Source organism: Alicyclobacillus fodiniaquatilis (genome assembly GCF_042678105.1).
Classification (GTDB): Bacteria; Bacillota; Bacilli; order Alicyclobacillales; family Alicyclobacillaceae; genus Alicyclobacillus; species Alicyclobacillus fodiniaquatilis.
The window spans coordinates 133,469-154,337 of the sequence record NZ_JBHUCX010000013.1; the positions used below are offsets into that span (position 1 = coordinate 133,469).

Below are 20,869 nucleotides of genomic sequence, written 5' to 3' on the forward strand. Positions count from 1 at the left end.
ATGGCAAAACCTGCCGCAGAAGCAAACGCAGGACCGCGTCCGAATCCGTTTCAAATGGGCATGGGTCAAGGACCCGGAAGAGGACCGATTGAGAAAGTACGGGCGAAAAATACGAAAACGACCCTTCTTCGCATCTGGGGCTATCTGCGCCAGCAACGTTTTGGACTGATCGCCGTCCTCGTGAGCACAGCAATATCTACCGGCCTTTCGCTCTTGGCTCCCTATCTTCTCGGTCGGGCTGTCGATCTCTACATTATGCCCCGAAAGGCGGCGGGCCTCTGGCAGATGTGCCTCCTACTTCTGGCCGTGTACATGTGCGGTGTACTCTTCACCTGGATCCAGCAATTCGTCATGGCTGGCGTGTCGCAAGGCACGGTCAGGGCGATGCGCCATGATTTATTTGTGAAGTTCCAGACACTTCCGCTCCGTTATTTTGACATCCGGACCCATGGGGAATTGATGAGTCGGACCACAAATGACATCAGCAATGTGTCGAACACGCTCAATCAGAGTGTGATTCAACTGATATCAAGTGTGTTGATGCTGGTCGGCAGTGTAGCCATGATGCTCATCCAGAATGTGTGGATGACACTCGTGACCATCATCACGATCCCGCTGATAACAACGGTTACGAAGAGAATTACCAAATACACGCGAAAGTATTTTTCGTACCAGCAAAAGAACCTCGGTGAAGTGAACGGATTTGTGGAAGAAACCATCACTGGCCAACGTGTCATCAAGGTGTTTCATCGGGAAGAGAAGGCCCTGAATGAGTTTAAAACCATCAATGACAGGCTGCGGAAGGTCGGCGTGAAGGCACAAAGCTTGTCGGGATCAATGGGGCCGCTGATGAATGCGATGGGGAACCTGAACTTTGCCATCATTGCAGTGGCTGGCGGATTAATGGCGTTTCACCATATGATCACAATCGGTATTATCGTCAGCTTTCTCAACTACTCAAGGCAGTTTAGTCAGCCCATCAACCAGTTGGCCAACCAGTACAACATGGTTCAATCGGCTGTCGCAGGCGCTGAGCGTGTGTTTGAGGTCATTGATGAAACATCCGAGTACGAGGACGAATCTGGTCAGCTACATGTCGTCAATGATTCCGATTTTCGCGTTGTGGGTGACGTGAAGTTGCAGGACGTCAACTTCGGTTATGTAGACGGCGTACCGGTCTTGAAGCATGTCTCATTGCACGCGAGACCCGGCGAAACCATCGCTTTAGTCGGCCCTACTGGCGCAGGGAAAACAACCATCGTGAACCTGCTTACGCGGTTTTACGAGATCCAGTCTGGGAACATTACCATCGACGACGTCGACATTCACACGTTAGATAAACAAGTGCTTCGGCGTCAACTGGGCATTGTTTTACAGGATGCATATCTGTTTTCCGGTACGATACGTGAAAACATCCGTTTCGGGCGGCTAGACGCTACGGATGCGGAGGTAGAGGCCGCCGCAAAGCTGGCAAACGCGGACGCGTTTATCCGCAAACTCCCGCAGGAATATGATACACCGCTCGCCGCCGAGGGAAGCAATCTCAGCCACGGACAGCGGCAACTCATTACCATTGCGCGCGCCATTCTAGCGGATCCGGCGATTTTAATCCTCGACGAAGCCACGAGCAGCGTCGATACGCGCACGGAGCTCCACATTCAAGAGGCCATGCAGCGATTGATGCAAGGGCGTACAAATTTTGTGGTGGCACATCGATTGAGCACCATCCGGAATGCGGATCAGATTCTTGTCATTCACGGCGGAGAGATCGTGGAACGTGGTACGCATGAGCAACTGTTGGAACATCGCGGTTTCTACCACGGATTGTATATGAGTCAATTTGCGCGATTTTCAGGAGCTAGGGAATAGTTTGTTCAATAAATACAAAAAAAACGCGGCATTCATGTTATGATGAACCGCGTTTTTTTGCATATTTATCTGTGGATAGGTTTAATAGAGAATTGTCCACGTCCCATCCAGATTGAAGTGTGTAGTGTGTTCTATATGGATAAGTTCGCTTAACGCTTCGATAAATTCCTCAACAGACCCGCATACTTTTGCATGCTGGAACATCGTCAACACCTCCATGTGGATTGGACCGCTTCATCTTTACTACCAGCCTATCCAGGCGAACGAGCAAATATACTAGATTTGAGATATAAGCCAGGTTACAGAGAGAGAGCTGTAGGCTTTTTAATCGACAGATGGTTTTCCATTCCTTCATACATAAAGGATTGCAAAAAAACGCCAACCTTTTTGATGACGCTGACACTTTATTCACGACAGGACGCACAGAGGTGAAGAGATTGAGCGCTCAAACACAGCACGATATCCTAATCAAACTGCAAATGTACGCGCAACCCATATTCGGTTTTGCCGTCAATCGGACCAATTCGAGGCACGATGCTGAGGATCTGGCTCAGGACATCATGTTGCAATTGGTGAAATCTATCACATCTGGCGTCGAAATTCTTCAGTTAGATGCCTACATTTGGACGGTTGCTCGGTATACGTGGGCGGATTGGGTAAAGAAGAAAGCACGATATTCGAGGTCAATCAAGATAAACGGAATGTCCGACAACATCATGGATGGGTGTGATACGCCATCAGATACGGTGCTGATGAAGGAGGCATACCAAATCCTTCATCGACAAATCGCCCATTTATCGGAGTTGCAACGTCGAATCATCGTTATGTACTACTACGATGAAATGAAGCAAAGTGATATCGCGACTGTCCTCAGCATCCCTGTCGGTACAGTGAAGTGGCATCTTCACGAGGCAAAGCATGAAATCATGAAAGGGATGAATCGAATGCGCCAAAATGGGCAATTGAGCTTTAATCCTGTTCAATTCACGAATATGGGGCACATAGGTTGGGTCGGACAGTTGGGAGACACTTCAGATGTCCTTCGAAGCGCTTTATTACAGAACATCGTCTATGCCATTTACCATCGTCCGATGTCCAGCAAGGAGCTTGCAGATGAGCTTGGAACCGTTCCTGCGTTCATAGAAGGTGAGTTAAAATTCCTGGTTGAGTATGATTACGCCACTAAATTGCCTGGGGGAAGATACCAAGCGGCAAATATGGTTGTGTGGGAACGAACCGCTGAACAGACCGATGCATTGCATGAGGCCTACTGTGAGTGCGCCGCGCAAATTGCCGATGTTCAATATGCAGCCATCAAGGACATTCAGCAGAAGATAGAGGAAACAAACTTAACTTATCCAGATAGGGATTTCAACTTTCTCTTATGGAGCCTTCTGCCGAAGAACGTTGAAGATCAGGCATATCGAGCGAAGGCCTTTTCATTTGACTATGATCGCGTTGTCCCAATGCGCAAGGACGGTGGACGATATATAGCGTCCGCCTATGTAAACCCAACAAACCCAGTTATCCGCGATGATGCCAAGTACTATACTGTCTATGGTCCCATGACACGCAACCAAGGGGGAAGCCTCGATCTCTGGCAATTAAACACATACTGGTCTGATAGAAGTGGTTGGCAGGATCTGGACTTTAAGGATGTTCAAATGTGCTACCGATTTTGGCGCGGCGAATTACCCGATGACGAAGCGCATCAAGAGGACTACGCTTTCTTACTCGCGAAGCAATATATTCGCAAGACGTCACAAGGATTTGAACTGAACGTCGTTTGGGTTGACCGTCCAGAAACGTGGCAAACTGTAAACGATCTCATACCGGACCTTTCCACGACATATGCTTCTGCCGTGAATCGGTTATACGAGCGGGCACTTGACATAGAAATGACGAACCAGCCCGAACATGTTCGCTCTTCACTTGAATATCTTGTGAAATTACAAACTGTGACCGGTCGGCTGGTTGCCTATGTATTAAAGTATCTTTTGGACGGAGGAAAACTACAAAAGCCGCTCCCAGCGCAGAGAAAGACGATTACAACACTGATGGGCTTGATCAAATAATGCCCCAAGACATGGTAACCGCGTTTGGGGTGAATGAGAAAAGGCTGGGCCTCGCCCAGCCTTTCACCTTATATGCATAAACCGAACTATCCGACTTGTGTCAGCCGCTGTAAGTGTGTAAGGGCGCGGTGTAAATCCAGTTCCTGCAGTTTTGTAGTAGCAGGTTCCATGCGAAATGACATTTGGCAATCCGCTAGCGAGATGTCCATGGGCACGTCTGTCACAATCGTCGCGAGTCGTTTGCTCAGCATGGCAAGTTCTTGGTGTTCCGTTATTTTCTGCTTCATTTTCCCTGTCAGGGAGTCGAGTGAAGCAATAAGCTTCTCAAGCGTACCGTACTCTGTGAGCAACTTCTTTGCCGTTTTTTCACCGACACCTGGGACACCGGGGATGTTGTCGCTGGAGTCACCCATAAGACCTTTCAAATCTATGATCTGTGACGGCGTGAGTCCCCAAGTTTCCATGAGAAAGCTTGGTGTGTAGAGATCGAGCTCCGTGATCCCCTTCTTCATGATGGCAACCGTCACTTCGTTTTGAACCAGTTGTAATGCATCGCGATCACCAGTGAGAATCAAAACTTGATGTTTTGCGTCTGCAGCCTTACATGCCAGTGTTCCGATGATATCGTCAGCTTCGTAGCGTTCATCGAAGTGTTGCGCGACACCAAGGGCCTGCAAGACTTCTTTCATGGTGCTAAATTGAGAGATTAATTCGTCTGGAAGTTCTCCCCGAGTACCTTTGTAAGCAGGATAGAGTTCGCGCCGAAACGTATCACGCGACACATCCCATGCGACAAACAGGTGTGACGGTCGTACTTGTTCGATAGCCCCAAACATCATATTGAGAAATCCGAATACGCCATTTGTGTGGACGCCTTGGGAAGACTGCATGATTCGTCTTCCATAAGCGCTCGCGAAATAAGCGCGTACGAGAACGGAACTGCCGTCGATGATCAAAAAGTCAGCCTGCTGCAAGTGAAGAACTCCTTTTATATACAAATACAGTAAGTCCGAAACATGATGAGTACGTAGATTATATCATTCCTGCGGGCGCTTATCCCATCAATTCCTGCATGCCGTCTCTATTCATTGGATAACGCTGGTTAACATAATTGTATCAGACCGACGAATATCGTGTAGGGGGCAGTGGTTTTGGTTACACAGTGATCAGTGGGTTGACAAGGGTGTACTCAGACAGTATCTTTAAAAATCACGTAAGCGTCATGTGCTTTTGGAGGAGGGATACCTCATGGATAACCGTATGCGAATCAGGGAGCTAACCAGACAAGCTGGTGTAACACCACGTACTGTACGCTATTACGAGAGCATAGGACTTATGCCGCCAGGCGAGCGTGAGGGGAATGGCCAGCACTACTACAAGGAGGACACCCTTTTACGCCTGCGTTAGCGCAATTTCGAACTGAATTACGCGCCCATATTGAACGCTTCGAGCGCTGGTTTGCGGATAGAGGGCACCTATCGTCTTTTTTGCTCAATCACTGCCATACATCGGCCCCCAACATTTAAAATTAAATGTCATTGTGTTTCTTGATGTCTATAAATGCTATGTTTTCATAGCGATTTCGCACATAAAATATACCACTACGAGCGAAAGGTGGGGCTTTTAATGGTCGCAGTTGTGGTGAAATTTGTTATGGGGGAAAACAGCAGGTGGGAAGCTGAACGGATCGCAGATATCTTCACCGCCTTGCTCAAGCAACAAGGTTGGCCTTTTCATCATGTTGACTACCTCGGAGAGTATGAATTAGGCGAGTACATGGGTATCGTGTATTGGAAGACGAGAGACGCTGCTGAAGAATCCATCCGCACTTTCCTGCCACTTCTAAAAGAAATGGTTCACTACAACAGTCAATATCCAATCACTTTAGAGCTCTTTGACGTTTACATCCCAAAAGAAATTGATGTAGACATCGATATCAGACGTGTGTAAATCGCACATATATATTTATGTTGGGATCGTAATTTCAGCCCGGTTCTGATTGTGAAAAACCCGAAAGAAGTACGGCTTACTCTGCATTTCCTTTGACGATCCCTTCAAATCGTTTTTCCTCTTACGCAAAACCCATTATCTAGTTGTGAATCCCCAGGCCCAATTCATGTAGTATCTTGTAGGCTAAAGCCTGCTTCAATTGCATACACCGCAGCACAAGGGCCACAAACGGAGGCCTATTTTTTCCCTTGACAATGAATTGTGCGAATGATAGGTTAATTTTAAGTTTTGTGTACCGGTTTCGTTAATTCGGCTATGAACCAGTTGCTGTAAGCGATGTAATGTGTTTAAAGCATATGTGATAGCCATGTTTACAAAACGACGTTGCCAACTGAATAAGGGTGGTGGAACTTGATATTTAAACTGGAATTGGGATATTGCACATCAATTTTCCGTCAAATTCCGAGTTGAATTCATCTGTTGTGATCAACACGTGAAAATCGAGGATGTTGTACCTTCTTTGTAAACCGTTTTCTAAAAATGAAGTGCTTTTGGCCTGACGCTACTAGCATCACTATGAAACTGGGGGAACTGAGCGTGGAAATACGGCATGCAACAAATCCAGAGGATTTTAAACAGTACAGCACAGAAAGAATCCGTAAAGATTTCCTTGTTTCAGATTTGTTTGGCGAAGACGAGGTCAATACGGTCTATACACACTATGATCGCGTCATCCTAGGCGGCGCGTTGCCTGTGGAGAAATCGCTTGAACTGACGACACCTGTGGCGTTGAAAGTGGATTACTTCCTGGAAAGACGTGAACTAGGCGTTGTCAACATTGGTGGCCTTGGCAGTGTGTCGGTAGATGGCCAGCGTTATGAGATGGCGGCGCGTGAATGTCTCTATATCGGCAAGGGGCATAAAGACGTGGTGTTCGCCAGCCGGAGCTCGGATGAGCCAGCGAAGTTCTATCTGGTTTCCACCCCGGCGCATCAAGCGTATCCCGTGCAAAAGGTGAATTTGCAACAGGCGCAGGCCTATGAATTGGGAACAGCGAGCGAATCCAACGAGCGGACCTTATATCGGTTCATTCACGCCGAGGGCATCCAAAGTTGTCAATTGATGTTGGGGATGACCGTGTTGAAACCAAACAACATGTGGAACACCATGCCGGCGCATTTGCACGATAGAAGAATGGAAGCGTATCTCTATTTTAATTTGTCAGATAAGGCGCGTGTGATTCATTTGATGGGGGAACCACACGAAACCAGGCATCTGATCATCCAGAATGAACAGGCAGTCATTTCGCCAAGTTGGTCGATACACAGTGGCATGGGAACGAGCAATTACGCCTTTATTTGGGCGATGGCCGGAGAAAATTACACGTTTGAGGACATGGATGCTGTGGCGATGGAGGACTTGCGGTAATGGGGGTGCAGAATCGGCTTCACCTATTTGACTTGAGCGGCAAGGTCGCTTGCGTCACAGGCGTCAGCAAAGGGTTGGGCCGAGGTATGGCCATAGCGCTGGCGGAAGCGGGCGCGGATATTGTCGGCATTGGAATCAGTGACATGGATGATACGAAATCGGAAATTTTGCAAACAAACAGCGCGTTTCATGCCGTGCAAGCTGATTTATCTGATCCGGCATGCGCCGATCAGGCTTTTGCCGAGGCGGTTGAGCACTTTGGTCGCGTTGATATTTTAGTGAATAATTCGGGCGTCATCCACCGAGCGGCAGCGACGGAGTACACGGACAAGGACTGGGAGCGTGTGCTCAATGTGAACCTACAGAGTGTGTTTCGGCTGAGCCGAGCTGCGGCAAAACATATGATCCAAAAACAGAGCGGAAAAATTATCAATATCGCTTCTATGCTGTCTTTCCAAGGCGGATCGAACGTTGTCGCCTATACGGCGAGCAAACATGCCGTGGCGGGACTGACCAAGTCGTTTGCCAATGAAGTGTCTAAACACGGAATATCAGTGAACGCCATCGCGCCCGGCTACATGGCGACAGACAACACCGGCCCATTGCGGGCGGATGAACAGCGCGCCAATGCCATTTTGGCGAGGATCCCGCAAGGAAGATGGGGAACGCCAGATGATTTGAAAGGCGCTGTCGTGTTTTTGGCATCGGCTGCGTCAGACTACGTGAACGGGCATGTTCTGTGTGTGGATGGGGGTTGGATGAGTTCATGAGTAGCGTTTATCAACCATCTGAAAAATGGGAGTTGGGCAGTTTGGGGCTGAACAATCAAACGTGGATTGAAGATACTTGGACAAAAATCGTCGCCAAGATTGGACAAACGAGTGAACGCATCGGTTCCACTTTTCCGCATGTATCTAAGAACGGACGATATGACGCGACGTCACCGAATTGGTGGACTGCCGGATTCTGGCCGGGCATGCTGTGGACTATTTATGCGGACACAAAAGAGGAGAGATTGCGTCAGATTGCCGAGGCATGCGAGGTGGAGTTAGATAGTGTGCTGCAGCGTTTTTATGAGCTCGATCACGACATGGGATTCATGTGGACCTTAACCGCCCGAGCCAATTACCGGCTGACTGGCAATCTCGAATCGCGTCGGCGCGCTTTGGCTGCGGCCAGTCATCTGGCAGGCCGCTTCAACTTAGCTGGTGGGTACATTCGCGCCTGGAATTCGGGTGCAGGCCAGTCGGTGGATAAAACGGGTTGGGCGATTATTGATTGTATGATGAATTTGCCACTGTTGTACTGGGCTTCAGAAGAAATCTTGGATCCGCGTTTTCGGCATGTGGCTCGTGCGCATGCAGATACGGTCTTGCGGGAATTTATCCGACCGGATGGCTCTGTGTATCACATTGTCTGTTTTGACCCGGAAACGGGTGAGCGTGTAGCAGCGCTAGGTGGGCAAGGTCATGCGGAGCAGTCGGCTTGGTCGCGCGGCACGGCGTGGGCGCTTTATGGATGCGCCTTGACCTATGCGTACACGCGTGAAGAGAGATTTCTCGATGCCGCAAAGCGTGTCTCTCATTTCTTTGTTGCAAATTTGCCAGCGGATTGGGTTCCATATTGGGATTTTCGCGTAGATGCGAAAACGGATACGCCGCGGGATGCCTCGGCGGCGGCGATTGCTGCTTGCGGCCTGCTTGAGATAGCCAAATGGGTTCCAGAGGTGGAGCGGTCTGCTTATCAGCAGTCGGCTTGCCGGATTCTGCAAAGTCTCACTAGCCATTATGCTTCGTGGGAGCTTGAGGAAGAGGGCCTGATTTTGCAAAGTACAGGGAATGCGCCGCAAAATCAAAATGTGAATGTGCCGATTATCTATGGAGACTACTATTTTGTCGAGGCAATTGCCAGGTTGAGCAATCGAATGATGCTGAACGAAACCAAGTGATCCGACCTATCGAGTCGGTGAAGTTGGGCGCTTGTTATATTCTTCTTGTGAATTGGTTTCGTAAATTGATTAACTTAATTGACAGTCTGAGGTTAGGGGGTGATTTTGGCTGATATATGTAGAAGACGTCGCGGACGGCGTCTACGGTACAGAACGTATAACGACTGTGTGCAGCGAATGGGGACATTCCTTTTGAAAACGCTGTCATTCATGGGTGCCATGCCGCAGATGGTTTCTTAGAAGGCGAAATTTGCATTCGTCAGTATACCGTGCAGTGGAAAAGTTACCGGGGGGTACGAAAACGATGCACAAGAGATCTTATCAGAAAATTGCGTTGTCTACTGGTATTGCGTCAGTTTTGCTGTTCGGCACGACGGCCTGCAGCAGCGGATCGTCCAATTCATCGTCATCATCGAATTCGTCGTCGAGCGCTGCGCCCATCACGATGTTTGCTTCTCCGGCTGCCAGCGTAGAAAACCTGAACACGAACTGGTTTACGAAATATGTGGAGAAAAAGTTCGACATGAAGATTCAATGGGACACAGTGCCTTCGAGCGATATCCAGACCAAACAGTCGCTTCTTCTGGCGAGCGGCAATTATCCAGACGTGTTTATGGCAGGGTCCCTTTCGAACTCAGATGTGTTGAAGTATTCGCAGGAAGGGATCTTTGTTCCTTTAAATGATTTGATCAAAAAATACGCACCGAATCTCTGGAAGGCGATTCAAACGACACCGGGCTTGAAACAAGAGGTCTTCGCGCCAGATGGCAAGATCTATGCGCTTCCTAGTTATAATTACTGTTTCTTCTGCTCGTATTCGAACATCATGTGGGTCAACACAGATCTGTTAAAGAAATACGACTTGCAGATGCCGACGACAACGGCGCAACTCACCCATGTATTACAGGTCTTCAAGCAGCACGGCATCATCCCAATGACAGGGGATACAGATGGTTGGAACGGCAATCCAACCAATTTCTTGATGAATGCGTTTATATATGACGCCAATTTCGACATCGACAACAGCGGCAAGATGTATTTTGCGCCGACACAAGAAAAGTGGAAACAAGGCCTGGCATATATCCACAACCTCTATGCGCAAAATTTGCTGGATCACCAGGCGTTTAGCCAACAAGAGAGCGTCGTCGAGCGGGAAGTGGGGCAGAACAAGGTCGGCATGGTGCCAGAAGGAGATATCTCCCATGCCATTGCGAATTTCGCGCAAACCGGGTTTGGGCCTTGGCGCCCAGTTCCACCGCTGAAGGGGCCAAACGGGGTGCAATACGCAGGATTCAGCCCGCCGCAGCCAGGAAGCGACGTGTTTGCCATCACCAACAAAGCGTCTCAAGCGCAGGAAATCAAGGTGATGAAGCTGTTGAACTTCATCTGGACACCAGATGGCACACAGATGCTGAACTACGGTCCGGAGGGCAAGTATTGGACAAAGGCGAAAAAAGGTCAGCTTGGGCTGATGGGCACGCAAGCGTTGTATAACATGACAGCAGCAGGTACAGCGGCGTTTGTCACAGCAGGCGCGCAGCAAAACGTCAGTTGGTATCAAATGGGGCCTTATGACAATGCGGAGGTGTCGCGCGATGGGATGGTGGCTGCGCCGCCGTTCACGGATGCGGGCTTGTGGAGCACGCTGCAGCTGTTTTCCCAGGAGTCATACGCAGGACATCAGCCAAAGTACGTATACCCGAGCGCTGTCTGGATTCCGTCCAGTGAGAATCAACAATATTCAGTTTACTCCACAAACATCAACAACTTTTTGCAGCAGTGGACGACCTCGTTCATCGACGGCAGCAAGTCGCTTGACAAGGATTGGAACACTTATGTGCAAGGGCTCAATCACCTTGGGTTACAGCAATATGTGAAGATGTCCCAGGATGCGATGGGGAAACCATTTGACACCAGCGCATACAAGAAAGATCCGGCGGATGAGAAATTCCTGGAATCGCTGATCAAAAAATAAACGAGTCACTGCCGCAGGCGGATGACGCTTTGGATTTAGCCGCGTCCCCAAGGTCATCCGCTTCTGCGCAAGCGACCACTGCGTGTGAACACAATTCAAGGGGGGAAATCAACTTGAGTTCAGATATGGCCATGGCGACACAGTCGCAAGTATCGAAAAAAACGAAAGTCAAAAGACCATGGAAACGAATCAAGCGACATTGGCAATTGTATCTGGTCATTGCGGTGCCAACGGCCTTCCTGGTGATTTTCAATTATATCCCGATGACAGGCGCCCAGATTGCGTTTCGCAACTACAACCCTGTGCAGGGGATTTGGCACAGTCCGTGGATTGGCATGCAGGAGTTTTCTTTTTTCTATCACTCGCCTTATTTCTGGCCAGTGATTCGCAATACACTGACCATCAGCATTTACTCCTTGTTGGTCGGTACGCCAGCAGCGGTCATCCTGGCGCTCGCCCTCAACGAGGTCAAGCATGAGCGCTTTAAGCGTACTGTGCAGATGTTCACCTATGCGCCGTATTTTATTTCCACTGTCGTGATGGTCGGCATCATGGAAATCATTCTCTCCCCATCGGCAGGGCTTTTGGGGCAAATTGCCCAAGTGTTTGGGATTCATAACGTTCCCAATATTTTAGGGAGTTCCAAAGCGTTTTCTTCCCTCTACGTCTGGTCGGGCGTCTGGCAAGAGACTGGTTACGGCGCAGTCATTTATTTAGCAGCGCTGTCAAATGTAAATCCGGAATTATACGAAGCAGCCAGAATCGACGGCGCGTCCCGGTTGCAGAAAATTTGGCATATCGATCTCACCGCTATCCGTCCGACCATCATCATCCTCTTTATTCTCGCGGTTGGCGGGATATTGGGTGTTGGATTTGAAAAAGCCTTTCTACTGCAAAATTCGTTGAACTTAGGCGCGTCTGAAATCATCTCCACCTATACCTACAAAATGGGGTTGGTCGATGCAAACTTCAGTTTTGCGGCAGCAGTCGGTTTGATGAATTCGGCGATTGGCTTCATTCTCATCCTGATTGTCAACTTTGTCGCCAGAAGAGTATCGGAGACCAGTCTGTTTTGAAAGGGGAGACATCAGCATGAAAGCATCGGTTGGCGTGCGGGAGACCATTGGGGATCGCATTTTCTTGATTGGTGTATACACCTTTCTGGTCATCATCATGATCATCGTGGCCTATCCACTCATCTATGTGTTTAGTTCGTCTTTTAGCTCTGCTTCGGCAGTTATCGCAGGGAAGGTTTGGCTGTGGCCGGTGAAACCGACGTTGTACGGGTATGTGGCGGTTTTTCACTATCCTGAGGTGTGGACGGGCTATCTCAACTCGCTGATTTACACGATTGCAGGCACCATCTTAAGTGTCGTACTGACCATCATGATGGCGTATCCACTCTCCAAAAAGGACTTTTACGGCCGCCAGATCTTTGTCTGGGCACTGTTGTTTGCCATGATGTTCAGCGGTGGTCTGATTCCGTTTTATTTGCTCGTCAAATCGCTGGGTTTGTTAAACACCCGCCTGTCCATGATCATTCCGGGGGCTTTGAGCGTGTTTTCCGTCATTGTGGCAAAGACCTTTTTTCAATCCACAATTCCAGACGATTTATACGAGGCGGCAGAATTGGATGGCTGCAGTGATCTCAACTTTCTGCTGCGCATTGTGCTGCCCTTGTCAAAACCGATCATCGCCGTATTGGTACTGTGGTCCGTGGTCGCCCAGTGGAACTCGTATTTCAACGCGTTGATTTTCTTGAATTCACAAAGTCTCTATCCGTTACAATTGGTATTAAGAGAGATTTTGATTCTCAACAATGTCTCCATGACCTCCATGACGCTTTCACCAGAACAACTGAAAATATTCCAAGACATGAAAACGCTGTTGCAGTACTCTCTGATTGTCGTGGCCAGCGTGCCTGTATTGCTGTTGTATCCGTTTGCCCAGAAGTATTTTGTCAAAGGTGTGATGATTGGTTCGGTGAAGGAGTGAGTAGTCGGTGGCTCTCTTCACGCCTGCTGTACGGAATCGAGTCTAGATGATGTTGGTATCTTCACAATGGCGGCCTGGAAGTAGAATGAGGGAGGGGTTGCGCATGTGCCGGGTAAATGATGAAGGAATAAAACATATCGCAAAGTACGGGGATAGACCGCTGTTCACCAAAGTGGATTGTGAAAACGCAATCAGCTACGTGTTGGCGCAGATAGACGGAAATTTGGACACGTTCGAGACGCAATTTCCGCCGCCGGCGAGTAAAGGGAACATCTATTATCCGATTGGCAATACAGAATGGACTTCATCATTCTGGACAGGGATGTTATGGCTTGCCTACGAGGTGACGGGGAATGACAAGTATCGGCGAGTTGCGGAGGGGCAGTTGGCGAGCTACCAAGCGCGGCTAAATGACAGAAGACATACGCAAACACATGATTTGGGTTTCCTATACTCCCTTTCGTGCGTGGCCGCGTATAAGTTGACGGGCAACGAGCAGGCGCGAGAGCAGGCGCTGAAGGCTGCTGATCTTCTGATTGAGCGCTATTTTGCCAAAGCCGGGATCATTCAAGCGTGGGGTGATTTGAATGATCCAGAACAGCGCGGCCGCATGATCATCGACTGTTGTATGAATCTGCCACTGTTGTACTGGGCTGGGGAAACCAAAGATGATCCGACGTATGGCCAAATTGCCCATTGCCATGTCCAGCAGTCGGCGCGCTATCTGATCCGGGAGGATGCTTCAAGTTACCACACGTTCTACATGGACGTGGAAACGGGTGAGCCGCGCTACGGCAAAACAGCGCAGGGGCACACGGACGGATCGTGCTGGGCCCGCGGCCAAGCTTGGGCCATGTATGGCTTTCCACTCAGCTACATATATACGCATGACGAAACGTTGTTGGATTTGAGCCAAAAAGTGACGAATTATTTTCTGAACAGATTGCCTGCGGACGATGTCTGCTAGTGGGATTTGGACTTTACAGAAGGCGACGAGGAGCGCGATAGTTCTGCGGCTGCCATTGCTGTCTGCGCGATGTTGGAAATGGCGAAACATCTACCACTGATGAACACATATAAAAGTGTCTATGAGAATGCGGCGCTTCATATTCTAAAGTCGCTCACGGACAATTACACGGCGAAACGAGATCCACGCTCCAACGGTGTTTTATTACATGCCGTGTATGGCAAGCCACAGCAAAATGGCGTGGATGAATGTTGTATCTGGGGAGACTATTATTATTTTGAGGCGCTTGTGCGCCTCAACAAAGACTGGCAATTATACTGGTGATAGATGGAATGAGGGAAAAACATTGCTGGCAGATCCATATCCTCTGGAGAAGACGGTACACGATTTTTTTCTGAAACAGGATGCGTCCCAACACATCGACGACATCGGTGTCAATCGTCACACGTATTTGGAACTCATCTACGGCATTGTCCACTATTTTGCGCAGCATGCAGGTGATGATGGTCGAATTGTCGATCCATTCGTGCATCGGGAGACACAATACGCTACACCGGCTTATGCTGCCGCGGCGGCGCTGCTGTATTGCCAAAAGAAAGAACCATGGCTGTTGGATAGCGCGGCAAAAGCGCTCGAAGCGTCGCTCTACGACATGGCGAACCAAAGCACCGCAGATGGGCACAGCAACTTTTACACGACAATGCTGGTGTTTGCTTTTGAACAGTTGAAAGACCATGTCCCAGCAACTAGATTGCGCACATGGGAAAGCAAATTTCAGCAGATTGACTGGGGCAGTGTCTACAAACCTTCGGTGAACAATTGGGGCATTGTCGCGCTGGCGGGCGAATGGTTGCGCAGCAGCGCCGGGCTCGGCCCTCAGGTTTGCCAAGAAACCATCGATGAAACGTTGGAACCGCACATGGAACTGCTGACGGCATACGGCATGTATGTCGATCCCAACGGCCCGATGGCCTACGACATGTTTTCGCGCAACTACTTTTTGCTCATGCTCCTTCATGGTTACAAGGGACAACTGCGGGATCAACTGGCCGAATGCTTGCGGCGGGGGACGTTGACGTCTTTGTTTTTGCAAAGTCCTGCGGGGGAGATGCCGACAGGCGGGCGCAGCGCACAGCACCAATGGAACGAGGCGCAACAGGCTTTTCAATTTGAGATCGCTGCGCATCATTACGCCAAATGCGGTGATATGCGCATCGCAGGGGCGTTTAAGCGCGCGGCGCATTTGTCCGCGCGCTCAATCTGTCGCTGGGTTCGCGCTTCGGGTGAATTGAATGTGGTGAAAAACCATGCAAATCCGAGGAACCGCGCAGGATATGAGCCATACACCTTTCATTCACAGTACAATCTGTTGACCGCCTATCTCTTGGCTCTGGCTTATCACCATGCGGATGAATCGGTGCCGGAAGCGCCCTGCCCAGCAGAAACCGGCGGGTTCTGTGTCTGGATTGAACCATTCTTTCACAAATTGGTTGTCAATGTCGGTGGCCATTATGTACAACTACAAACGCTAGGTGAGCCCATTTACAACCCGACAGGCATTTTGCGCATTCAACGCGCTGGTGTGTCATCTGTGCTTGGTCCGTCTGATGGAGCGCCGAAGAAAGCTGGGCAGGCCATCGCTTATGCGCCTGCATGGGGGAGAACGGGTGCTTCGCCTTCTATGCGCATGGCTGATTTGACTCGGGCGGACGATGTCGCTTTGCGCGTAGATGTTCATGCGCAAAGTGAAGAAAAAATTTGCCTGGATATCGAATATCGCGGCACACTGAATGGCGCATTCCTCGTTCGTCGCCGTCTGACGGTCACCCCGGAAATCATCGTAGTGTCCGATAAAATCAAAGGGTGCATCGACTACATAGTGGAAGAGATTCCACTCTTTTTGTCTGATGGGCAGCATGATACAGACATTCAGGTGAGCGGCAAACGCGTCGATGTGTCCATGGGCGAGGATCACATGAGTGTGCTTTGTCTGGATAAAGCGGCCGTTGATTTTCAGTGCAGTGAGGCCGTACTGTTTCGCAATGGCGCCTTGGGCAAGGCGTATTATCGCACCAGCCAAAAGGAGACGGCATACGTCTTGCATTTGCACCGGGGAGCGCTTGTCACCGCAGAACGGCTCTGGAAAGAATGCACTGCTGCGATTCAAATGTAGACTGCCATCCGCCATGTGTCTTGCGCCAGCAGCATCATTCGCGTGAGCGAGGATGGCGTCGAAATCAGCTAACTTGTTTTTAGATTCAAAACAAAAGTGAGGGATATAGATGTCATTCGACATGATGATTTGCTACACTAAAATGTGAATCGGTTTCTAAACTGATTCACCAATGTAAATAAAGAAAGTATGTGAGGGAGAACATGACACCCAAACCTAGAAAACCAACGATTGATATGGTCGCCAGCAAATCGGAAGTATCAAAAACCACCATTTCCCGCTTTTTAAATGGAAAATATGAATACATGTCTGAGGAGACTAAAAAACGAATTCAGCATGTCGTGGATGAACTGAATTATCGGCCAAATAATTTTGCTAGAAGTTTGAAATCAAATAAGAGTGGTTTGATTGGCGTCGTCGTGGCGGACATCACCAGTCCGTTTTCCTCCATTTTGGTCAAAGGAATTGGCGACTTTTGCAACGAACGAGGGTATCAAATCATCACAACCAACACCGATGAAGATCCAAGCAAGGAACGTGAGTATCTGGAGTCTTTGGTCGGCGGCGAAATGGTCGAAGGTTTGATTGTGAATACAACAGGTAAAAACGACGATTTATTGTCCCAACTGGGAAGTCAAGGCACACCCATTGTCTTGGCGGACAGGGCGATGGAACACTTGGAGTTTGATACCATCACCAATAATAACTACGGCATGACACGGGATACGCTCAATCACATGACGGAGTCGGGGTTCGAGCATGTCGCATTTTTCACGCAAGCGATGGGCGCAAACAGTTCACGACGAATCCGCCATGAAGCCTATTTGGATTTTTATGAATATGAGCCAGGTGACGCACCATATGTGTATGAGATTGACACAAACAATTCACGAGCCGTGATTGAATCGATACAGGCTTTCATAGGGCAGACGCAAGGACATACACGGGCGATTTTTGCAGTCAATGGCGTCGTGTTGCTCGCTGTCGTCCGGGGCATTGTCGAACTTGGTTTGAAGATGCCCGATGACATCGGTGTATGCGGCTACGATGACTGGGAGTGGGCCACTTTGGTTCCGCCGGGCATCTCAGCGATTGAACAGCCATCTTATCAGGTGGGACTGGAAGCCGCTAAACGCGTGATTGCGCGCATCAATGGTTCAAAAGCCAAGGCGAAGGTGATTGAACTGCCTTCAAAGCTACATGTCCGTGGTTCTACAACGCTTAAATAAAAGTTGGGGAATGTGGGTAACCGTGATTGTTTTGTTAATGCGTAGGGGGAGATACGATGAGTGAGCAGGGTGTATGGGAAAACGCCGAACCAGGTGTGCAGCGCAAAATTTTGCCGCCGGGTCAATCGTTGATGATGATGATGGTGCGCTTCGAAGCAGGCGCAGAAGGTTATCAACACGCGCATCCACATGAACAAATGACGCTTTGTCTGGAAGGGCGCTTCGAGTTCGTCATTGATGGCGAAAAACACGTGATTGGCAAGGGGGAAAACCTGCATATCCCCTGTCATGCAGTGCATGGTGTAAAAGCATTGGAAAAGGGCATGTTGTTGGATTGTTTCACGCCTTTGCGCGATGATTTGCTCAACCGACATCCATAATTCTACAGGATGTGCTCGATCACGCCGCATCTCGTCCACATTCGTATTGTTTTGTGTGGCATCTGCTGATCACGGAAAATGAAGTTGCATATTGAAACATAAAGTCCCGTATCAAAAAATAGAGTTTTGTAGTGCAAAATTTGGTTTAATGCAGAGTTGCACTTTCACGGTCAACCCAATTGATTCATCAGGGGGATGCAAAATGAAGAAGAAGTTTCTCTCTATGCTCTCTGTTCTGCCAATGCTTGCGCTGCCTTCAATCGCTCAAGCAGCACCACTGCCAACACAAACATGGAGCGGCACCGCTGCAGCCTTCCAGACGATTAGCTTCCAGAATGATCCTGGCTGGGACGAGTACAATAATCCCTGGAATGATCCAGCCATGCCACCCAACAGTTACACGCTCTACGCCAACAGCCATTCAGATTGGAAAGTCGTCGCCAATCAGGCTACTTGTGCTACCAATGGCTGTGCGGTCGAAGCATATGAATCAGCTCAGTACAACTACAACAATACGTCAGGAGAACAGGAAATCTCCGATATCACCCACATGGTATCTCACTTTAACGAGACGATGCCAACTGGAAACCTGAGCACAAATGGGTTCGACGCTGAAGCAGCCTATGATATTTGGTTAGACAATTATGGTATCGAGGTCATGATTTGGGTGGATAACCAGGGGCAGACTCCGGCGGGGAGTGTTATCGGCACGGCAGATCTCACTGGCAAGAAATCGACCGTCTACAAGAGCGGAAACACCTATTCCTTCGTGTTAAACAAGAATGAGACCCACGGCGAGGTGAATATCTTAGCCGCTCTTGACTGGCTAACTTCAAACAATTACATCGCCACAAGTAGTTACATGACTCAGTTTAACTTTGGTTGGGAAATCTGTTCTACCGACGGAAAGACGGACACGTTCACGATGCACGGGCTAAATTTGCGGCAGGGTTTCAAATAGTCAATAATGTCTTAAGGGGCTCACAGATGCACAAATACTGACAAATGCCGCCATGCGCTTACGCCCACGGCGGCATCTATAGGGCTATTCAGAAGTCGAAATTGTCGGGATCGGCGCCAAATCGCTTATCCTGATTCAAACTGTCTATGGCCGCCATGTCGTCGTCCGAAAGTTCAAAATTGAAGACGTCCGCATTCTCGCGAATCCGAACCTCCCGGGCAGACTTTGGAATCGTCACAATCTCATGCTGCAAATCCCAGCGCAGCACGAGTTGTGCAACCGTCCGTTTGTACTTGACCGCAAGGTTCGTGAGCACCGGATGGTCTAGATGCCCTTGCATCAACGGACTCCACGCCTCAACCTGGATGCCTTTGCTCCGGCAGTAGTCGCGTACCTTGACCTGTGTAAGAAGAGGATGCAACTCTATTTGGTTCACCGTTGGAACAACATTGGCGTTGGCGAGTAAATCTTCGAGATGATGAATCTGGAAGTTGCTGACGCCAATCGCTTTCACGCGCCCGTCGCGATAAACTTGCTCAAGCGCGCGCCACGTATCCTTGTATTTGCCTTTGACCGGCCAATGGATCAGATACAGATCAATATAATCCAACCCGAGCTTTTGAAAGCTCTCTTCAAACGCGCGGAGCGTGGAATCGTACCCTTGGTCGCTGTTCCTGACCTTCGACGTAATGAAAATCTCTTCACGGGGAATGCTGGAGGCGCGCACGGCATTGCCAACGCCGACTTCGTTCTCATAACCCGCCGCTGTGTCAATATGGCGATAACCAGCTTCAATTGCTATGCGGATCGAGTGCTCCACTTCGGGCCCATCTTTGGGCTCTCCTTGCCAAACACCAAGCCCGAACCAGGGCATTTTCATGCCGTTGTTCAGCACAGTGTAATCCGCAATGTGGGTTGCTACCATCATTCTCCTCCTCAGACGCTTGCGTGTTCTGTTCTCTCCATCATCATACAGGAACTCGTTTTGGAAGCGCCATTTCCATGTTCTCCTTTATGGTCATAATAGGGTCGTTCCCAGGTCCACAATTGTGTTTCTTATTGGTTTTCAAATGATGTAGACAACTCAACCAACGGGTTGTGTTCGGAATCCTCGTCGGACTCTTCTTCGTTTTCCGTTGCCTTTGCTGCATGCGAAACGCCAAAGGCTTGCTGCTTTATCTCATATGGTTCTGGACGGTTTCGGCCATACAGTCGCACATAAATCTGTTCAACTTCCTCGCCAGTCAGATCTCCCTGCTTCAACAACTGATTCGCAATCTTGTGGACGAATTCAGCATGTTCCTGTAGCAGTTGCTTTACTTGAGCCATCTGGTCCTTCAACAGCTCATTGATTTTGGGCCGAAGCGCCTTAAGCCCATCTATCCGCGAGCCTATCGCAAGCCAACTGAACAACTCATCGCCCATTCCCACCAGGCCAAGGTACGCGCCGGCTATCTCAGTCGCCTGCTGCAGGTCAGAGGTGACGCCGTTTAATTTCTTTCCCAGGAACTCCTCTTCCGCTGCCCGAGCCAAACGGCTTGGGGCACGCTTTCTTGAAAGACCTATATACCTTGAAAAGGTAAGAACCACAGCTTCATTTTGGTCACCAATAAACGCACGGCTGTCCTCGTTACAAACTTACGAACAACTCGGTTGCCCTTGAAGCTAAAATGACATTCATTTGACAGGAACCACGGACTTGTCTAAGGAAGTAACGCCAGAATTGGTCGATGCTGGTACGTCGCCATGTGAGTGAGTGACATCACTGCGCTCAGCTCATCCGTAAGGTCAACAGACGAAGCCGACGGAGCTGGACCTGCCCAGTTGTTTCCAAAAACGCCTGCGGTAGACGTCTGGTCATTATCCCACAATGAGGACAAGTTGGTCTGGATAAAGTTATCTAGATTTTGGTTTTGACG

The 20,869-nt window shown here is 49.3% G+C and carries 18 protein-coding genes and 1 pseudogene; 15 read left to right on the forward strand and 4 right to left on the reverse strand.

Annotation, left to right across the window (positions count from 1 at the left end; translation table 11 throughout):
- Together ACFSB2_RS03715 and ACFSB2_RS03720 are read left to right on the forward strand one after the other, a co-directional pair.
- Complete coding sequence (locus tag ACFSB2_RS03715; protein WP_377941366.1) at nucleotides 1-1,869, forward strand: ABC transporter ATP-binding protein; 1,869 nt, start codon at nucleotides 1-3, stop codon at nucleotides 1,867-1,869.
- Between the two features lie 428 nt (nucleotides 1,870-2,297).
- On the forward strand, nucleotides 2,298-3,944 hold the full coding sequence (locus tag ACFSB2_RS03720; protein WP_377941367.1) for a sigma-70 family RNA polymerase sigma factor: 1,647 nt from the start codon (nucleotides 2,298-2,300) through the stop codon (nucleotides 3,942-3,944).
- An 86-nt stretch (nucleotides 3,945-4,030) separates the two neighbouring features.
- Here the strand turns inward: ACFSB2_RS03720 and ACFSB2_RS03725 are convergent, their stop codons facing one another.
- Complete coding sequence (locus tag ACFSB2_RS03725; RefSeq protein WP_377941368.1) at nucleotides 4,031-4,918, reverse strand: 5'-3' exonuclease; 888 nt, start codon at nucleotides 4,916-4,918, stop codon at nucleotides 4,031-4,033.
- 286 nt (nucleotides 4,919-5,204) lie between these two features.
- Here ACFSB2_RS03725 and ACFSB2_RS03730 point away from each other — a divergent pair, with 286 nt between their 5' ends.
- The 13 genes and pseudogenes from ACFSB2_RS03730 (at nucleotide 5,205) to ACFSB2_RS03790 (ending at nucleotide 18,950) form a co-directional block, all read left to right on the forward strand.
- On the forward strand, nucleotides 5,205-5,351 hold the full coding sequence (locus tag ACFSB2_RS03730; protein ID WP_377941528.1) for a MerR family transcriptional regulator: 147 nt from the start codon (nucleotides 5,205-5,207) through the stop codon (nucleotides 5,349-5,351).
- Nucleotides 5,352-5,570: 219 nt separating this feature from the next.
- Nucleotides 5,571-5,894, forward strand: coding sequence for a hypothetical protein (locus ACFSB2_RS03735; protein WP_377941369.1), 324 nt, complete (start codon nucleotides 5,571-5,573; stop codon nucleotides 5,892-5,894).
- Nucleotides 5,895-6,491: 597 nt separating this feature from the next.
- Nucleotides 6,492-7,322 carry a 5-dehydro-4-deoxy-D-glucuronate isomerase gene (gene kduI / locus ACFSB2_RS03740; RefSeq protein ID WP_377941370.1) on the forward strand — a complete coding sequence of 277 codons (831 nt, stop codon included), beginning with the start codon at nucleotides 6,492-6,494 and terminating at the stop codon, nucleotides 7,320-7,322.
- Nucleotides 7,322-8,092 (forward strand): 2-dehydro-3-deoxy-D-gluconate 5-dehydrogenase KduD, encoded by a 771-nt coding sequence (gene kduD / locus ACFSB2_RS03745; RefSeq protein WP_377941372.1) that lies wholly within the window; start codon nucleotides 7,322-7,324, stop codon nucleotides 8,090-8,092. Before kduI ends, kduD begins: the two co-directional genes overlap by 1 nt.
- The gene (locus ACFSB2_RS03750; RefSeq protein WP_377941373.1) at nucleotides 8,089-9,270 is read left to right on the forward strand and encodes a glycoside hydrolase family 88 protein; all 1,182 of its coding nucleotides are present in this window, start codon (nucleotides 8,089-8,091) and stop codon (nucleotides 9,268-9,270) included. Before kduD ends, ACFSB2_RS03750 begins: the two co-directional genes overlap by 4 nt.
- Before the next feature lie 304 nt (nucleotides 9,271-9,574).
- Entirely contained in the window at nucleotides 9,575-11,245 is a 1,671-nt protein-coding gene (locus tag ACFSB2_RS03755; RefSeq protein WP_377941374.1) for an extracellular solute-binding protein, read from the forward strand.
- 113 nt (nucleotides 11,246-11,358) lie between these two features.
- The gene (locus ACFSB2_RS03760) at nucleotides 11,359-12,321 is read left to right on the forward strand and encodes an ABC transporter permease (RefSeq protein WP_377941375.1); all 963 of its coding nucleotides are present in this window, start codon (nucleotides 11,359-11,361) and stop codon (nucleotides 12,319-12,321) included.
- A 16-nt stretch (nucleotides 12,322-12,337) separates the two neighbouring features.
- The gene (locus tag ACFSB2_RS03765; protein WP_377941376.1) at nucleotides 12,338-13,240 is read left to right on the forward strand and encodes a carbohydrate ABC transporter permease; all 903 of its coding nucleotides are present in this window, start codon (nucleotides 12,338-12,340) and stop codon (nucleotides 13,238-13,240) included.
- Nucleotides 13,241-13,343: 103 nt separating this feature from the next.
- Nucleotides 13,344-14,531: pseudogene (locus ACFSB2_RS03770) on the forward strand (glycoside hydrolase family 88 protein).
- A 22-nt stretch (nucleotides 14,532-14,553) separates the two neighbouring features.
- Complete coding sequence (locus ACFSB2_RS03775; RefSeq protein ID WP_377941377.1) at nucleotides 14,554-16,380, forward strand: hypothetical protein; 1,827 nt, start codon at nucleotides 14,554-14,556, stop codon at nucleotides 16,378-16,380.
- A 203-nt stretch (nucleotides 16,381-16,583) separates the two neighbouring features.
- Nucleotides 16,584-17,609, forward strand: coding sequence for a LacI family DNA-binding transcriptional regulator (locus tag ACFSB2_RS03780; RefSeq protein WP_377941378.1), 1,026 nt, complete (start codon nucleotides 16,584-16,586; stop codon nucleotides 17,607-17,609).
- A 56-nt stretch (nucleotides 17,610-17,665) separates the two neighbouring features.
- Nucleotides 17,666-17,989, forward strand: coding sequence for a cupin domain-containing protein (locus ACFSB2_RS03785; RefSeq protein ID WP_377941379.1), 324 nt, complete (start codon nucleotides 17,666-17,668; stop codon nucleotides 17,987-17,989).
- A gap of 202 nt (nucleotides 17,990-18,191) precedes the next feature.
- Entirely contained in the window at nucleotides 18,192-18,950 is a 759-nt protein-coding gene (locus ACFSB2_RS03790; protein WP_377941380.1) for a glycoside hydrolase family 12 protein, read from the forward strand.
- 88 nt (nucleotides 18,951-19,038) lie between these two features.
- Here ACFSB2_RS03790 and ACFSB2_RS03795 read toward each other — a convergent pair whose 3' ends face one another.
- The 3 genes from ACFSB2_RS03795 to ACFSB2_RS03805 form a co-directional block, all read right to left on the reverse strand.
- Nucleotides 19,039-19,875, reverse strand: a complete 837-nt coding sequence (locus ACFSB2_RS03795) for an aldo/keto reductase (protein WP_377941381.1) — start codon at nucleotides 19,873-19,875, stop codon at nucleotides 19,039-19,041.
- 131 nt (nucleotides 19,876-20,006) lie between these two features.
- Nucleotides 20,007-20,483 (reverse strand): M41 family metallopeptidase, encoded by a 477-nt coding sequence (locus tag ACFSB2_RS03800; RefSeq protein WP_377941382.1) that lies wholly within the window; start codon nucleotides 20,481-20,483, stop codon nucleotides 20,007-20,009.
- A 170-nt stretch (nucleotides 20,484-20,653) separates the two neighbouring features.
- Nucleotides 20,654-20,869: hypothetical protein (locus tag ACFSB2_RS03805; protein WP_377941383.1), on the reverse strand; the 216-nt coding region annotated here is incomplete at its 5' end.

Bases quoted from the DNA above. Each gene is read 5' to 3' on its own strand.
- ACFSB2_RS03750 (WP_377941373.1), top strand. From the start codon at position 8,089: ATGAGTAGCGTTTATCAACCATCTGAAAAATGGGAGTTGGGCAGTTTG.
- ACFSB2_RS03790 (WP_377941380.1), top strand. From the start codon at position 18,192: ATGAAGAAGAAGTTTCTCTCTATGCTCTCTGTTCTGCCAATGCTTGCG.
- ACFSB2_RS03795 (WP_377941381.1), bottom strand. From the start codon at position 19,875: ATGGTAGCAACCCACATTGCGGATTACACTGTGCTGAACAACGGCATG.
- kduD (WP_377941372.1), top strand. From the start codon at position 7,322: ATGGGGGTGCAGAATCGGCTTCACCTATTTGACTTGAGCGGCAAGGTC.
- ACFSB2_RS03785 (WP_377941379.1), top strand. From the start codon at position 17,666: ATGAGTGAGCAGGGTGTATGGGAAAACGCCGAACCAGGTGTGCAGCGC.
- ACFSB2_RS03755 (WP_377941374.1), top strand. From the start codon at position 9,575: ATGCACAAGAGATCTTATCAGAAAATTGCGTTGTCTACTGGTATTGCG.
- ACFSB2_RS03730 (WP_377941528.1), top strand. From the start codon at position 5,205: ATGCGAATCAGGGAGCTAACCAGACAAGCTGGTGTAACACCACGTACT.
- ACFSB2_RS03715 (WP_377941366.1), top strand. From the start codon at position 1: ATGGCAAAACCTGCCGCAGAAGCAAACGCAGGACCGCGTCCGAATCCG.
- ACFSB2_RS03780 (WP_377941378.1), top strand. From the start codon at position 16,584: ATGACACCCAAACCTAGAAAACCAACGATTGATATGGTCGCCAGCAAA.
- ACFSB2_RS03765 (WP_377941376.1), top strand. From the start codon at position 12,338: ATGAAAGCATCGGTTGGCGTGCGGGAGACCATTGGGGATCGCATTTTC.
- ACFSB2_RS03735 (WP_377941369.1), top strand. From the start codon at position 5,571: ATGGTCGCAGTTGTGGTGAAATTTGTTATGGGGGAAAACAGCAGGTGG.